This window comes from Pseudomonas sp. 5Vm1k (assembly GCF_056161485.1).
The window spans coordinates 179,645-195,548 of record NZ_JBSPCZ010000002.1 but is presented as its reverse complement, the minus strand read 5'-3'; the positions used below and the strand labels follow the sequence as shown (position 1 = coordinate 195,548).

The following is a 15,904-nucleotide window of genomic DNA, read 5'->3' as shown; positions in this document are numbered from 1 at the left end:
TACAAAAACCTGTGCGCGTTCTATGTCTTTCCCGCTGAACGGGAGAGATGCGAGTGCCCGGGAATGTGCTCCCCAATGGATCGAGATCGCCGCCGGCTGCTGCCTGTGCGTCGAGGATCTGACATGCCAAAAATAACAGTTGAACGCTCGACCAAAGATTCGACCGAGCAGATGAGCATGACGCAAGCACTTGCCGATGCCAGGCTGAGTGTCGAGGCCAAGGCCATGGTCGCCCAAGGCATCTACGCCGGGGTCGCTCAGGAAGTTTCCATCGTCATACCGGTCAAAACTGCGATCCATCCGAATTTGGGACTTTTGCGTCAGTTGGTGATCGCTGGATGGGGCGAAGCGCTTGGCCAGTATCTTGAAGTGCTCGATCTGGGGGGAGACGGCGCTCCAGAGGCCTTGCGCAAGGTTCAGCTAGCTGTCAGATCCGGCACTGCGCTATTTGCCGCCGGCAGCCTGACCACCCGCACTGGAGTGCACTGCCTGGTCTCGATCCATCATGGGTTGGCCGACGAACATAGCCTTGAGGTGCTGGCACGACAACTACAAACAGAAGACATCGACTCGGCCCTGATGTGCATGCGTCGAGGGCGCGAACGCCATGGCGAATACATCCAGGCACAAGCACAGCTCGCAGAAGTTGATGGCGCGCAGCTGACCGCTGCGGCGCACGCCATGACCCCCGTGCGTTTGCTGCAAACCGGGCGCTTGGCCTTCGACATCCAACGGCAGCGCATCAGCCTGCAACGCACCCTGGACATCGCCTCGATCAATGCTGACAAGCCGCCCGTGGCGAAACTCCTGGGCTGCCTGCAGCGGGCCGGTGTCATCGCCGAGGGCGACACCCTGTGTTCGTCGCACAACTGGCGCGAGGCTCACCAGCAGGATGCCATCGGCATGATGACGGGTCTTGTTCCACGCTCCGTGGCGACCCCTGGAGCGCTTGTGCTTCCCGGACAAATCAGCCTTGAAGCATGCGCCCGTCGCTCTCCGGCTGCGCGCCAGGCGCTGGCCTGCTGCCGCGCGTCCGAGCTGTTCATCAATGGTGCCGGTCGACGCGGCATCCCGGCTTCACACGTGATGAGTGCCGCTTTTCCGGTCGGCATCGACATACGGCGTACCGGCGCTTCGCAACTGCTCCTGGAACTCGAGGGACCGTTTTGCAACGCCAGCGCAGTCACCAATCTGCTCAATGAACTCGCTGATGTATTTATGGATAGGAGTGAATGGAATGACTGAAAACATCCAGCTTGATGAACACGCTCTGGCTGATGAAGTGGCTCGCGTCTGCGCCACTTTTGCCGAGGTGCTCAACCTGCCGAGTGTCGGCCACGAGGACAACTTCTTCAACCTCGGCGGCGACTCCTTTGACGCGATTCGCGTGATGTCGCGGCTGTCTTGCAATTTGCCCATAGTGACTCTTTTCGAGCACCCGACGGCAGCGGGTCTTGCTCAACGCATTGTCTGCGCCGCCGCCCGACAAGCCGCACGTCTGGTCTGTTTTGGCGACGTGCAAGCAGCCGCGGGTTCGACCGCGGTGATTGCGGTGCCTTTCGGCGGCGGAGACGCCACGGCCTACCGCAATCTGTTTCAAGGTAATCCGGATGTGCAGGTGTTCGGCGTGGACTTCGGTGATACCGAGGTGGAGAACGCCGCGGATTTTCAAAGTCTGCTCGACAGCCTTGCCAGCGACATCGAAGAAATCGGCGCTGCCCATCTGGTGATCTATGGTCACTGCGCAGGCGCGGCGACCGCCGCGTGCATTGCCTCAAGCATGGCCGCCCACCACAACCACCTCGCTCTGGTGGTGGCCGCCTCGCGCCCGGTGCTGGATGCAGACGCCGCGATTCGTGCGGCTGAAACCACCTCGGACCAGATCTGGACCGACTACTTGCGATCGCTGGGGGCCTTCACCGGACTGCTCGACAGTCAGGTCGAGAGCATGCTGGCTCGCGGTCGAAGAGACCACCTGATCGCCTGCGAAGCCTATCGCTACCTGACGCAGTACCCAGCCAATGGAGTATCGGCACTGGTGCTGCTGGGCGACGAGGATCCGGCCACCGCCGAGCCTGAAGTCGTATTGGCGCAATGGGGCAAGTTCATCAACGTCACCCAAGCCGCCACCCTCGCCGGTGGCGGGCACTACTTCGTGCGTACCCATGCGCACGAGGTCGAGGAAACCGTGCTGTCTTTTGCAGCACACAACACCAAAGGAAGGGATAGCAAGTCATGACAGTCAATCATCAACCACTTCTGACCCAGGCTGATCTGCTCAAGCGTGGCCTGGCCGATCTGCAGGAACATGATGCCGAACTGGCGCGGATCCTCGACGCCGAGGTCGCTCGCCAGCAACGCACGCTCTCTCTGGTGGCCTCTTGCTGCGCGGTCAAGCCGCGCACCCTGGCCGCGTCGTCCTCCGTGCTGGTCAACGTGACCGCCGAAGGTGTGCCCGGACGCCGCTATCACGCCGGATGCGAGAACGTCGACCTGGTCGAGTCTCTGGCGATCCAGCGTGCCCGCGAGCTGTTCTCTGCGCAGTACGCCGGTGTGCAGTCGCACTCGGCTTCCAGCGCCAACTATTCGGTACTCGCGGCTTTGCTCGAGCCTGGCGACACGCTGCTGGGCATGGCTCTGGATAACGGCGGCCACCTGACCCATGGCAGCCCCGTGACGTTCTCGGGCACTTACTACAACGCCATCGGCTATGGCACCACCAAGGAAGGCCTTATCGACTACGACGAAGTCCGCAGGCTGGCTTTGGAACATCGGCCGCGACTGATCATCTGCGGTGCCACGGCCTACTCCAGAGTCGTGGATTTCGAGCGCTTCCGCCGGATCGCCGACGAAGCCGGCGCCATCCTGATGGCCGACATCTCGCACATTGCCGGTCTGGTGGCAACCGGGCGGCATCCGAGCCCGATCGACGCTGCGCACGTCACCACCACCTGTACCCACAAGCAGCTCGCCGGCCCGCGTGGTGGCCTGATTCTCTCGGGCCGTGACGCCCACGAAAAAGTCCCTGGCCGTGAAGCGACGTTCAGCCGCGTGCTCGAACTGGCGGTGTTCCCGCGGATGCAAGGCGCACCGGCCGTCAACATGATGGCTGCCAAGGCCGCGGCACTGGGTTACGCCATGACCCCTGAGTTCGATGCCGAGATGCAGCGCATCCGCACTGCGGCGGACGTAATGGCCAGCGAATTTCAGGCCCGGGACTATGAAGTGGTGGGCGGTCGCAGCGAGAACCACACCATTCTGATCCGCCTGCGTGCAGCGATGACCGGCGCTATCGCCGAGACCGCGCTGGAGCACTGTGGAATCGTCGTCAACAAGAACCGTGTGCCCGGCGAAACCCGCTCGTCCTTCGTCACCAGTGGCCTGCGCATCGGTACCGGCGCCCTCGCCCAGCGTCATGTCGACCCACAGGGTTGCCGGGAGATCGTCGACCTGCTCTGCCGGATCCTGGACGAGGTGACGCCGCTCGGTGACAGCGAGTTCACCCTCGATCCGCTCCTGCGCCAGCAATTCTGCGCAGAGGCCGAGGCGCTTTGCGCGAAATATCCGATCGCCGATTACCTCGCACGCTAAAACAGTCTCCGGCAGCGCTGGAGGCATGGCACGACGGTCCGCCGATCGTCGTGCCCGGGAACAGGTAAAACTCTAAGGAGAGAGAAGCACCATGACGGACAAGATCAAGTATGTCGCGATCAATGGCTCGGAACGGGTGGATGGCAACAATGCCAGGGCGCTGGAGTGGGCGGCCGAGTACCTGGAAAAACAGGATGTCATTCTCGAAGTTTTCTCATTGGCCAACGCCAAAATCGACCCTTGCGGGGCCTGCGGTGATTGCAATTTTCGCAACGAACCCTGCGCCCAGAAAGATGACGCCGCGCGCGCCGTGCGCCTCATGGAAGCCAGCGATGGCGTGATCTTCGCCTGTGCCGTGCATGGCTTTGGCGCAACCCCTCTGATGTCGGCGTTCCTGGAACGGGTCGGCACCGGGTTCCTGCGCCACGACCGCACCCTCACCAACAAAGTGGCCGGGGTCATGGTCACTGGTCGGCGCATGGGCCATGTCGAGGTCTACAACCAGATGCTCCAGTGCGCCTTGCTCAACCGCATGATCATGGTCGGCTACGGCTTCCCGGCGATGCTCGTGGGCGACAAGAAAGGCGAAGTGCTGGGTGACAAGGAAGGCATGGAGATGCTGCGTCGGATGCTCGATCGCATGGTGTCCATGACGCGTCTGATCCGCGACTACGAACAACTCACCGGGCAGCCGGCGCTGCCGGTCTCGGTGCCTGGGGAACGCCATCGCGAGGGTAACGACGGCAAGTTCTTCGTCCCGACCAAGTCCGACATGTACCAGGTCGAGGCCACTCGCAGTTGCAACTTCGATGTCGTCGGCGACTGAACAGCGCAGCCCCAGAGCCAATCGAGAATCATATGAGCATTAGAACTGCCTGCAATGGCCTCACCGACACTCTCCTGCGGGAATGGATGGTGTCGGAACACTTCGAGCGCCTGGCACAAGCAACGGTGGCACAGATAGCACAGGCCTATGTCGGCGTTTATTCGGCGCGGCCCACCAGTTGGCTGGCGGTCATGGCACGCAATCAAAACCTCGATCGCAAGAGCGTACTGGCGAAAGAAAACGACAGCGAGTTGTTGCGTATCCCGGGTATGCGGCGCTCCAAGTTCCTGCTGCCCGGCGAGCTGGCAGGCAACGTCTTTGCGGCCACTCGCCTGCCGTTGGCCAACCACGAGTGGCGGCTACGGGACGTCGGGCTTGGCCTGGACGATTACCGACGCCTGCTGCCGGCGCTGATCACTTTGAGCACAGGCGCCGCCGTGCGTCTGCAAGACATCGCCAGTGCCCTCGAACTGCCGGCGCCCCAGGCGCGGGCGTTGACGTCAGTGGCGACCTATGACGGCGCGTTGGTTCGCATACCGGCGGCCAATCATTGGTCGAATCGCTGGCTGTATTCGGCTGCACCCGAAGGCCTGTTGCCGGGTGACGGTGTGCCACTGGACCGCGACTCGTTGCTGCGTGACATCGCTGGGCGCTACGTCGAGCACTACGGACCGGTCACGGTCGATGACCTCGCCTGGTGGCTCGCGGTTTCAAAGGACACCGCGCGCACGCTGCTTCAAGCCTGCGCAGCCTGCCAGGTCGCCGATCAGATGTGGCATAGCGAGGCCGGGAAAGCGCGTCTTGAGCAGTTCCTGCAACGCGAGCAGAAACCCGCGAGCAAGCAGATCCGCTTTCTGCCGGCCTGGGACCCGTTGGTCATGGGCTATGCGCCCGGTTCCAGGCAGCGCGACTGCCTTGAACTGGAACGCATCGGCGGCTACGACCCGGCCGGTAACGGCCGGCCGGTGGTGCTCATCGGTGGTCGGGCTGCCGCAACCTGGCACACGGCGGCCAAGGGCAGCAAACGCGTCATCGCAGTCGATGCCTCGACACTGACTGACCAGGAGCGTGCAGCCGTGCTTGAGGCTGCCACGGTTCTGGCGGAGCAGATCGGGGCTATTCACCAGATCGAAAACGAACTCACAGCGTGAAAACAGGGAAGCATGAACAAGATGAGGGACGACATGACATCAGTACCCCAAGCGCCACAATTGCTGTCAGGGAGTGAGCGCAGCCTGTGGGACGCGTTTGCGCAGCCACAGGCCGGGCAATCAGCGGACAACACCCGAGAACAGCAAGAGATCGTCTTGCCCGCTGGCCTGACGGCCACCATGAATGACCTGGTCACGGTCGCCGCGGTTCTGGGCTACCTACTCAGTCCGGAAGGCCGGCTGACGTTGGCAATCCATGATGACGCCAAGCCGTCACTGCTCAGCGTCGATTGCATGACATTGAACCTTGCAGAAGACGCTCGCGACTACATCTCGCAATTGCGCAACAGTGCCGAAGCGTCCCATGGCGAGCCGCAATTGCGGGCCGATATCGAGATCAGCGATGGCAAGCACCTGCCAGCGGCGCAAACACCGGTCTGGCTGTTGGTGCACGAGGGCCGCTGCCAACTGTCGGTACGCAGCGATTACATGACCCCGGCGGTAAGCCTGGAATTGCTGGAGTTGGTGGCCTTCGCCTGCGCCCGTGTGCTTGATTCCAAGGCCCTGCCGGCGCCCGCGCTCCAACCGGACTGCCCGGCCCCGGCCGAAGCCGTCGAGCGCCAGTTTCTCGTGGAGCGCATTTACCGGCATGTGCAGAGAAAACCCTCGGCTGCGGCAATCGTCGATGACAACAGCGATCGCACCCTGACTTACGCCGAACTCTGGAACGCCTCCGAGGCATTGGTCCAGCACATACGCGAGCGCGTCACCTCCCGCCGTTCGAGCCCGCGCCTGGCGTTGTTCCTGGAACGCGGCTGGCAGCATCTGGCCGCGATCATCGCCGTGCAACGCATGGGCGGTACCTGCGTGCTGATCGACCCGGCGCATCCTGATGAACGCATCCGTGCCTTCATCGAAGAGTGCAGTCCGCATGCGGTGTTGACCGCCGGCAGCACCACCGAACGCGCGCGCGAGCTGCTGACCTTTCCGCTGCTGGATATCGATAAGGTGCAGGTCCGTCCTATCCTCGTCGATTGGGAGCACGGCAAGTGGGTCGACAGCACCAATGAAGCCTGTTTTATCGCCGGGACTTCCGGTAGTACCGGACGGCCCAAAGCCGTTTGCCTGTCCTATCGGGGGATGGCCGCGACCCTCGACGCTGTCATCGAGCAGGCCGGACTTGGCGAGCATAGCCGCGGCTCATGGCTGTCGTCGCCCGGCTACGGGATGGTCGAAGTCGACCCGCTGCCGGTTCTGTGTGCCGGCGGCACGGTATGCATCCCTGCGCCCCAGGTGCTGCAGGACGTCAACCTGCTGGCACGCTGGCTGCTTGAAGGCGACATGAACCACACACTGGCCATGACTTCCATTGCCGAAGCATTGTGGGCCACGAGCACCCGAACCGGTCTGCGCACCATGCTGATCGCCGGTGAACGCTGCAAGCAATGGCCGCCGAGCGACCTCGGCTACCGGGTGATCAATGTCTACGGCTCCGCAGAAGCCGCCGTAGTCTCCATCGAAGACCTGAGCGCCCCGCGCCGCACCTTGCTGCCCTCGGTAGGCCGCGCGATTCCTGGCGCCCGGATGTACGTGGTCGACCGCAATGGCCAACAACTGCCGGCCCGTTGTGTCGGTGAGTTGATCATCACCGGCGAAACGCTGTCGGTGGGCTATGTCAATCCCGAGGACACAAGGAAAGCCTTTCGTGGCAACACTCTGGACGCCACGTCGGCCTTGCAATACAGCACCGGCGACCGGGCGCGCATGGCGGCCGATGGCACCGTGGAAATCTTTGGCCGTACCGACTCCGTGGTCAAGATCCGCGGCCATCGGGTCGACCTGACTGAACTGGAGATCACCGCACTGCAAGTTCCGGGCGTGGTGAAGGCCGCGGCCAATTGCTTGAGCAATGACCTCGGCGCGACGCTGGCATTGTTCCTGGAGCTGGCTCCCGGTGCCAAAGAAGTGGTCGCCCGGGTTCGCCAGCACTTGGCCGCGCACTTGCACCCGGCCGCCCAACCCAGCCAGATCGTGACCGGCGCCCTGCCCCTCGGGCGCAATGGCAAGGTGGACTACAGCGCGTTGCAGGTCAGCCCGATCGAGCGCGATGCGAACCAGACCGTTTTTGTCCCGCAGAGCCCGGCAGACCACGCGGTACGTGACTGCTGGCTGGCCTGGACGCTCTGTGACGAAGCCATGCTGGAGGCGAGCTTCTTCGACGCCGGTGGCGATTCCCTGCGCGCCTTGCGCATGGTTGGCGAACTGGCCTGCAAGCATGGCATTCATGTGCAAATGGGGGCGTTCCTCGAGGAGCCGGTTCTGGCGAATCTGGTGCTCCTGGCCAATGCCTCGCACAACACTCAGTTGCCGACGTTCGAGCACTTACCGGCAGAGCAGCAATGGCTGCCGTTCGAGCTCAACGAAAGCCAGCAGGCGCTGTGGATCGGTCGTGGTTCGTTCTACGACTACGGCGGCGTCGGCTGCCAGGGGTATTTCGAGTGGGAAGTGCAAGCCCTCGATAGCGAGCGTTTCACCCGTGCCGTGGGGTTGATAGTGCAACGCCATCCAATGCTGCGCATGACCATCGATGCCAGCGGCCGCCAGAGCATCGGCGACGTCGACGGCACGCAAGCGGTGAAATATGTCGATCTCAGTGCTCTGGACGGCGCGCAGATCGAGCGCGAGATCGATGCGGTTCGCGACCGCATGGCCAACGAAGAAATCGGCACCACGCAATGGCCGCTGTTCCAGTTCCGCATCAGTCGCATCAGTGCCAGCGCCAGCCGGGTGCATCTGTGCATCGACATGTTGATCGCCGACGCCTGGTCGATTTTCCAGGTGATCATTCCCGACCTGATCGATCTGTATCTGGAAGATGATCCACAACTGCCGGTGCTGCAGACCAGCTTCCATGACTACGTCGCCTATCGGCAAAAAGTGCTCAAGAGCGCCCAGTACCAGGCCGACCGCGAATACTGGCTGGAGAAGATCAATCACCTGCCGGCAGCCCCGCGCCTGCCTCAACTGGAGCCTGGAGAGTTCAGCGGCACGTCGCACTTCGAGCGACACGAAGGCACCCTCGCCGTCGATGCCTGGGAGCGACTGCAGGCCCGGGCGCAGGCGCGCAACATCTCTCCGTCCGGCGTGGTCGCGCTGGCCTTGTGCGAAGTGTTGCGCTGCTGGGGCGAAGAAGACCGCTTCACCCTGAACTTCCCGGTCTCCGACCGGATGCCCGTCACTGCCGATATCGACCAGGTTGTCGGTGACTTCACCAACACCTTGCTGGTGCCCTATGAAACCGCGGCCGCCGACACCCTCGAGGTCCGTGGCCAGCAACTGCAGGGCGCCATATGGCAGGCACTGGATCATCGCCTGTTCAACGGTGTCGAGGTGCTGCGCGAGCTGGCCCGGGTCCGGCGCAGTGGCGGCGCGCCACTGATGCCGATCGTCCTCACTAGCCTGCTCGGGCACCCAGGACGCCATGATGCGGCACTGCTTGGGCCAGAGGTTTACGGCGTCTCGCAGACACCGCAAGTCACCCTCGATGTGCAACTGCGCGAATCCGAAGGCACGTTGTACTTCAAATGGGATTACCTCACCGGGGTCATTCGTCCCGAAGTCGTGGAGTCGATGTTCGGCGCATTCAGCACATTGCTGCAGCAACTGGCCGACGACAGCGAGATCTGGCAACGCACCTGGCTTGACCTGCGCCCCGCCGCGCAGATTGAAGTACGCCGTGCCGTAAACGCGACTCAGGCCCCCGTGCCGCAGGTTCACCTGCGTGACCTGTTATTGGCACGGATTGCCGAGCGCGCCGGGGAAACCGCAGTGATCGATACCCGGCGCAGCTACAGCTGGGGTGAAATCGGCCGGGCCGCAGCACGGATCAGCAAGATGATCCAACACACCCGTAACCCCGATGAACGTTTTGTCGGCATCGTCCTGCCCAAGGGCAGCGGCCACTACGCGGCTGTCTATGGCTGCCTGCTGGCCGGGGTCGGTTATGTGCCGGTGGATATCGATCTGCCGTCCGAGCGTATTCGTTCAGTGCTGTCGCAGGCCGGAGTGCACACGGTTATCGCCGGTATCGATACCCCGTTGCCGGAGCAGATCCAGCGGCTGGTACTGACCGATGAGGACCTGCATTACTGGACTGCCGAGCACACGGAGCTGACTCTCGCACCTCTGGCTGCGGACTACTCGCCGTATGTGATCTTCACCTCCGGCTCTACCGGTAATCCCAAGGGTGTCGAGATCCCGGAGGCCGCAGTAGTCAACCACGTTTATGACGTCGTCGAGCGCTTTGGCCTGGATGCCTCCACTCGCCATCTGGCCACTGCCGCCCTGCATTTCGACATGTCGGTCTTCGATATCTTCGGCCCCCTGCTGCACGGCGGCTCGGTGGTGGTGCCAGCTCAGGCGGCGGGCCCAGACCCCGATGCCTGGCTACGACTCCAGCGGCGTCACGGCGTGACCTTCTGGGCCTGTGTTCCGGCGATCATGGACCTGCTGTGCAGTGTTGCGGAAACTGCACGGAGTTTCTGCGCGGTGGATTCGCTGGCCAACATCGTCATGGCGGGCGACTGGATTCCACTGCCACTGTTGCCACGCGCCAGGGCGCTGTATCCGAACGCGCGATTGTATTCCTGCGGAGGTCCCACCGAGACCACCAACTGGTCGGTGCTGCACGAGATCGACGAACAAGAAGGCCATCGAGTGCGTTCGGTGATCTACGGCGCGCCCATGCGTAACTCTGCCTACCACATCGTGGCCGACGACTGGACCGATTGCCCGGATTGGGTGCCCGGGGAAATGCTGGTGGAGAGCGATGTTTCCCTGGCCTGTGGCTACATCGGCCAGCCGGAACTGACCGGCAAGGCCTTTGTCCAGCACCCGCGCAGCGGGCGGCGCATGTACCGCACCGGCGACCTTGGGCGTTACCTGCCTAACGGCGAAATCGAGATCCTCGGACGTATCGACAACCAGATCAAGCTCAATGGTCTGCGCATCGAGCTGGGAGAAATCGAGGGCGTCGCCGAGTCCTGCGCCGGCGTCTCGCGGGCCTGTGCGATAGCACTGCCGGGGCCCGACGGGCATCCCAAACAGATTGCCCTGGTGTATGTCGGCGAGCCCGGACTGGCGCCTGCAATCACGTTGACCTTGAGCCAACGGCTGCCCGCGTACATGGTGCCGAAAACTGTCCAGTCGTTGCCCCGCTTGCCCCTGTCGAAGAACGGCAAGGTGGATGTGCTGGCCCTGCGAGAAACCATGAGGAATGACATGAAAGAACCCAATGGCAAGGCTTCGCAATCCACCCTGCGCATCGTGATTGGTGTGATCAGCCAGCATCTCGGACAGCCAGTACTGCCCGACGACAACTTCTTCGACATGGGCGGCGACTCGCTGTCGGCAATGAAGATCAAGGTCGAACTTGGCTCCAGGTTGTCACAGCCCATTGAGCTGGAGGACCTCATGCTCACCGAGACCATCGGTGAGTTCGCCAAGTGCCTGAAAGCGGAGACCCAGTCATGATCAGAGACAACCTGCACCAGCAATGGCTGGATGATGTGGACGCCTACCTGGATGGACGCACGACGCCGCAGACACTGCAGGCCAACGGGCAGCAACGGGCCGAGGAAGTCTTGCGCTATGTCGCGCAACGCTCGGCGTTCTATGCCGATCACCTGCGCTCGCAAGCGGGCAGTCCGAGCGCCTTGCCGGCGCTGGACGGCGTACCGTTCACCACTAAGGACGACCTGCGCGCCGTGGGCCGCTCGGTCTGCAGCCTGCCGTTCGACCAGATCGCGGTGTACTACGAGACCACCGGGACCACCGGGCTGCCAACCCCCTGCCCGCGCGCGGCGATCGATGTCGAAACCAGCGGCGCCTATGTGCAGAAGGCTGTTGCCGACCTGTATCAGTCGACCTTCGGCACCACTCATGCCCTCACCGCGATCATGGGGCCGTCGGAGCTCTACGCGTTCGGCGATACCTATGGCGAGGTCTGCCGCAATCTGGGCATTCCTTACGTACGGCTATGGCCGGAAAGCCCTCGGGTCGGCCTGGTCAAAGCCGCCCAGTTGATCAACGACCTCGGTGTCCGCTCGCTGATCTGCTCACCCGCCGTCGCGCTGGCCCTGGCCCGCCTCTATGTGAGTCAGGGGATCGATCCGCGCGCGACAGCAGTTGGGCAGATCATGGTGTTGGGCGAACTGTGCACGCCGCAGATGCTGAGCAATATTGCCCGGGTCTGGGATGCGCATTGCACCCACGGCCTGTATGGCTCTCAGGAAGCTCACGCGGTGGCCACCGGTTGCCCGAACGGCAACCTGCACTTTTCCGAGACCAACTATCTGGCGGAGATTCTTCCGGTGCCCGGGATGGACGGCGATATCGGCGAGCTGTGCCTGACGATGCTCGTACCCGGCGCCAAACCGCTGATCCGCTACCGCACCGGCGACCTGGCGCGCCTGCATTCTGCCGAAGAATGCGGATGCGGCAATCGTTCGCGTTGCCTGCGGGTCTTTGGCCGGGTGAGTGATGTGATGACCCTGGCCGGTCGCCAGGTACTCCCGGCTCTGATCGAGTCGGCGGTGCTGACGGCGGCCGAGTGGGTCTCCGGCTACGAGGTCAGGATCTGTTCCGCCAGCGACGGCAGCGACCATGTCGAGGTGTCGATGGTGGCAGGGATCGGTGAGCGTTCGCTGGCCGAGGTACAGGAGCAGATGGCCAGCCATTTCGGCACCTCGGTCCAATTGCAACTGGCACAGAACCTGGACCCGAGGACCGAGACCGGTGCCTACATTTCCTGGAAGCACGCACGTATCCGCGATCAACGGGAGCCCGCCCTGTGAGCTCATTACAACCCATCCCCCTGTGGAGCGTGGAGCACCACGAAATCAGCGATGCGGCGCCGCTCGCCCAGGTGCGGCGAGGCCTGCTGGGGCTGTATCCGTGCCCGGCATTGTTCGAGACCGGTGCGGGTTTTCTGCCGGTCGACGGCAACCAGACCACCTTCATGATCGACCTGTTGTTGGAGTTGAAACTGGTCAACGACACCTGGCACTTGTCGACCGGTGCGCCGTTCCAGTGGGCCCTGGCCGCGTGCGAGCAGTTGCTGAACAATTCGCAGGCGAGCCTGTGCGAACGTCTGCGACGCGTCACCCAGACGCTGGCCCTGCCGGAGGGCTTTCCGCTGGTGCTGGCGCTGGGCTACAGCGCCGCGCGGTTTGTCGAAAACCTGCCGGAGATTGCCATCGAGCCAGATGTCCCGGAGGTGGTGGTGCGGGTCTATCGGCATGTCGTCCGCTACGAAGCTCCCGAAGGTCCGGCGCGGATCGACGTACTCAATGCCGGCGACAACGCGGCAGCGCAACTGGATGCCCTGCTCGCCGTGCTGCGCAATCCGCCGGTGACGGCACCTGTTGCAAGACTCGGCACTGAAGTCGCGGTGATCGAGGACGTCACTGACCGCGAGGACTTCTGTGCCGCCGTTTTAAGGGCCAAGGAGTACATCCGCGCCGGTGACATCTATCAGGTGCAGTTGTGCCGGCGTGCCGTGTCCAGCGCGACGATTGCTCCGATCGATCTTTACGAGCGTCTGGCAACGGTCAATCCGGCGCCCTACATGTACTACCTCGACCTTGCCGACCTGCATGTCGTGTCATCCAGTCCTGAACTGATGATCCGCCTTCAGGACGGCGTGGCCCAGGTCCGGCCCATCGCCGGCACCATGAGCCGGGAGGATCAGCGCGGCAGTCCGCTGGACAAGATTCCCAAGGAAGCCGCCGAGCACTTGATGCTCGTCGATCTGGCGCGCAACGACCTGGCCCGGTGCGCGGTTCCCGGGGGCGTCCAGGTGAGTTCGTTCATGCAGCAGGACACTTACGGGTCCTTGCTGCACCTGGTGTCCACTGTGGAAACCAGGGTACGCGAGCAATGCGATGTCTGGGATCTGATCGTGGCCAATTTCCCGGCGGGAACCATGACCGGCGCACCCAAGGTCCGCGCAATGGAAATCATCGCCGAGCTGGAAGGCACCGCACGCGGGCTGTACACCGGTTGTGTCGGCTATATCACCGGGCCCAACAGCGCGGTGCTGGCACTGACGATCCGCACCATTGTCGGCAACGCCGGACGCTATGTGTTGCAGTCGGCGGCGGGAGTCGTCGCTGACTCCGAGGCCGAGGATGAATGGAATGAAGCGGGAGCGAAGATCAAGTCGTTTTCCCGAGCGATGGGAGCCTGCGTATGAAAGTGATGTTGATCGACGCCTTCGACAGCTTTGTGTATGTCATCGAGCAGTATTACTCGGCCGTGGGTGCAGAAACCCGGGTCGTTCGCGTCAACGATGATCCGATCGCCCAATACCGACAGTGGCAACCGCAGTTGTTGGTTCTGGGTCCAGGGCCGGGCACTCCCGAAGATCATGGCTACCCGCAGATCATTCGCGCGATGGATGAGCAGCAGGCCATTTTCGGTGTCTGCCTGGGGCATCAGGCACTGGGCGAACATTTCGGCTGGAAGCTCAGCCGTGCACCGACCACCCAGCATGGCAAATACGCCCAGGTGCATCATGACGGCCGCGGCGTTTTCCAGGATGTACCGTCGGCCGTCACTGTGGTGCGTTACCACTCGCTGGCCATCACCGAGCCGCAAACATCAAGCTCATTGGTGGCCACGGCGTACTCGGACGATGGCGTCAACATGGCGGCGCGGCACCGTACCCGGCCGATCGAAAGCGTGCAGTTTCACCCCGAGAGCGTCGGCACCGCCCACGGGATCAAAATGATCCGTAACTCATTGGCGTTGGCCAACGTCCACGCCATGGGCTGATCGCTCAAGAAGAAAGCCCTGGGTGCCGACTGGAAGCCGGTCGACACCTCTTTAAATCTAAGGATTGGATAAACATGATGCACACACCAACCAACACAACGCTGCACGAAAAACGATGGCAGGCACTCGCTGTCATCTCGATCATCCAGTTGATTCTGCTGCTGGATGCCACCGTGGTGAACGTCGCCCTGCCACGGATCAAACACGACCTGGGACTCACGGATGGATCCCTGACCTGGGTCGTCAATGCCTACCTCATTACCGCAGGTTCGCTGTTGCTGCTGGGCGGACGGATCGGCGATGCCTTCGGGGTGCGCCGCACCTTTCAGGTCGGCGTAGTGATTTTTGGCGGATTTTCCTTACTGGCAACCTTCGCCCAAGACGCCACCGTGCTGATCATCAGCCGTGCCGGTCAGGGGCTCGGTGAAGCCCTGGCGTCAGCCACCGGACTGGCAATGGTGTCACTGCTGTTTCCTTCCGGCCCCGAACGCGGCAAGGCGTTTGGCATCTGGGCAGCACTGGGCGGCCTGGGCTCGATCATCGGCGTATTGCTCTCCGGTGTACTGACGCACTATCTCTCGTGGCGCTGGGTCTTCGGGATCAACGTACCGATTGTCATGCTCCTGATCGTGGCTGCCGCCGTCATGATTCCCAAGTTCAGCCACCGCAGTTCCACCTCTCTGGATCTGGGCAACGCGCTGATCCTGGTCGTGGCCGTCGCCGCGACCGTCATGGCCGTGATGGGTTCTGGCATTGAGCATCTTCCTGGCCAGCGCATGGCGCTTCTGCTGCTGGGCGTTTTGGGCATCGCGGTGGTACTGCGTCGTTGCAAGCGTTCGGAAAACGGCATTATTCCGGCACGCCTGATGACGCGCTCTCCGCGCATGGCTGGTTACGCCATCGTCGCTATTCTCGCAGCGACCTCCGGCGCCCTGTTCTATCTGGGCGTGCTGTTGCTGCAAGACTATCTCGGCCTGACGCCGATGCAGACGGGCCTGGCGTGGCTGCCCTTCTGCCTGGGTTTCTTCCCTGGGATCTTCCTTTCGCAGTTCGTCATGCAGCGCTGGAATCCGCAGGCCGCCGCCGTGGTCGGCCTGGCAATTTCGGCTCTGGGTTTCGCCTTGTTTGCCTTCGGCGTGCCCCTGCACAGCTACTGGCTGGGAATGCTTCCGGCGATGCTGGTGACCTCCATCGGCTTCGGCTGTGTCGCCCCGGTCGCCCAGTCGTTGGCCACCAGCGACCTTAGCGAGGCCGACGCCGGTGCAGGGTCGGGCATCACCACCACCCTTCAGCAACTGTTCCAGGTTTTCGGGGTCACCCTGCTGGCAGCCGTGGCGCTGGCGGTCTCTGACAACAGTGGCGTGCCGACCATCGCCGCGAACGGTTTCGTGGCCGCCTTCGCCGTGTCGGCGCTGGCCATGCTCGGGGGCGCCTTGCTGATATGGGCCGGACGCAATGCCCTGGCGCTCGAGCCAGCCCCGTCGAGCCCCCAGCCTTAGGA

At 62.9% G+C, this 15,904-nt stretch carries 10 protein-coding genes; all 10 read left to right on the top strand.

Annotation, left to right across the window (positions count from 1 at the left end; all coding sequences use genetic code 11):
• Positions 1–75 precede the first annotated feature (75 nt).
• The 10 genes from ACWIKB_RS04665 to ACWIKB_RS04620 all read left to right on the top strand — a co-directional run bounded on the left by ACWIKB_RS04665 (position 76) and on the right by ACWIKB_RS04620 (position 15,902).
• The gene (locus tag ACWIKB_RS04665) at positions 76–1,245 is read left to right on the top strand and encodes a hypothetical protein (RefSeq protein ID WP_475265538.1); all 1,170 of its coding nucleotides are present in this window, start codon (positions 76–78) and stop codon (positions 1,243–1,245) included.
• A complete protein-coding gene (locus ACWIKB_RS04660) occupies positions 1,238–2,239 on the top strand; it encodes a phosphopantetheine-binding protein (RefSeq protein WP_460144004.1) in 1,002 nt (333 codons plus the stop codon). The genes ACWIKB_RS04665 and ACWIKB_RS04660 overlap by 8 nt, the downstream gene beginning before the upstream one ends.
• Positions 2,236–3,591 carry a serine hydroxymethyltransferase gene (locus ACWIKB_RS04655; RefSeq protein WP_403100010.1) on the top strand — a complete coding sequence of 452 codons (1,356 nt, stop codon included), beginning with the start codon at positions 2,236–2,238 and terminating at the stop codon, positions 3,589–3,591. The genes ACWIKB_RS04660 and ACWIKB_RS04655 overlap by 4 nt, the downstream gene beginning before the upstream one ends.
• A gap of 91 nt (positions 3,592–3,682) precedes the next feature.
• Entirely contained in the window at positions 3,683–4,417 is a 735-nt protein-coding gene (locus tag ACWIKB_RS04650) for a flavodoxin family protein (RefSeq protein WP_104995203.1), read from the top strand.
• A 32-nt stretch (positions 4,418–4,449) separates the two neighbouring features.
• The gene (locus tag ACWIKB_RS04645) at positions 4,450–5,568 is read left to right on the top strand and encodes a DNA glycosylase AlkZ-like family protein (protein WP_403100008.1); all 1,119 of its coding nucleotides are present in this window, start codon (positions 4,450–4,452) and stop codon (positions 5,566–5,568) included.
• A gap of 33 nt (positions 5,569–5,601) precedes the next feature.
• Positions 5,602–11,100: an amino acid adenylation domain-containing protein gene (locus tag ACWIKB_RS04640; RefSeq protein WP_475265537.1), complete on the top strand. Its 5,499-nt coding sequence runs from the start codon at positions 5,602–5,604 to the stop codon at positions 11,098–11,100.
• Entirely contained in the window at positions 11,097–12,422 is a 1,326-nt protein-coding gene (locus ACWIKB_RS04635) for a phenylacetate--CoA ligase family protein (protein WP_475265536.1), read from the top strand. The genes ACWIKB_RS04640 and ACWIKB_RS04635 overlap by 4 nt, the downstream gene beginning before the upstream one ends.
• Entirely contained in the window at positions 12,419–13,822 is a 1,404-nt protein-coding gene (locus tag ACWIKB_RS04630; protein WP_475265535.1) for an anthranilate synthase component I family protein, read from the top strand. The genes ACWIKB_RS04635 and ACWIKB_RS04630 overlap by 4 nt, the downstream gene beginning before the upstream one ends.
• Positions 13,819–14,403, top strand: a complete 585-nt coding sequence (locus ACWIKB_RS04625; protein WP_475265534.1) for an aminodeoxychorismate/anthranilate synthase component II — start codon at positions 13,819–13,821, stop codon at positions 14,401–14,403. Before ACWIKB_RS04630 ends, ACWIKB_RS04625 begins: the two co-directional genes overlap by 4 nt.
• Positions 14,404–14,477: 74 nt before the next feature.
• Positions 14,478–15,902 (top strand): MFS transporter, encoded by a 1,425-nt coding sequence (locus ACWIKB_RS04620; protein ID WP_346609076.1) that lies wholly within the window; start codon positions 14,478–14,480, stop codon positions 15,900–15,902.
• Positions 15,903–15,904 lie beyond the last annotated feature (2 nt).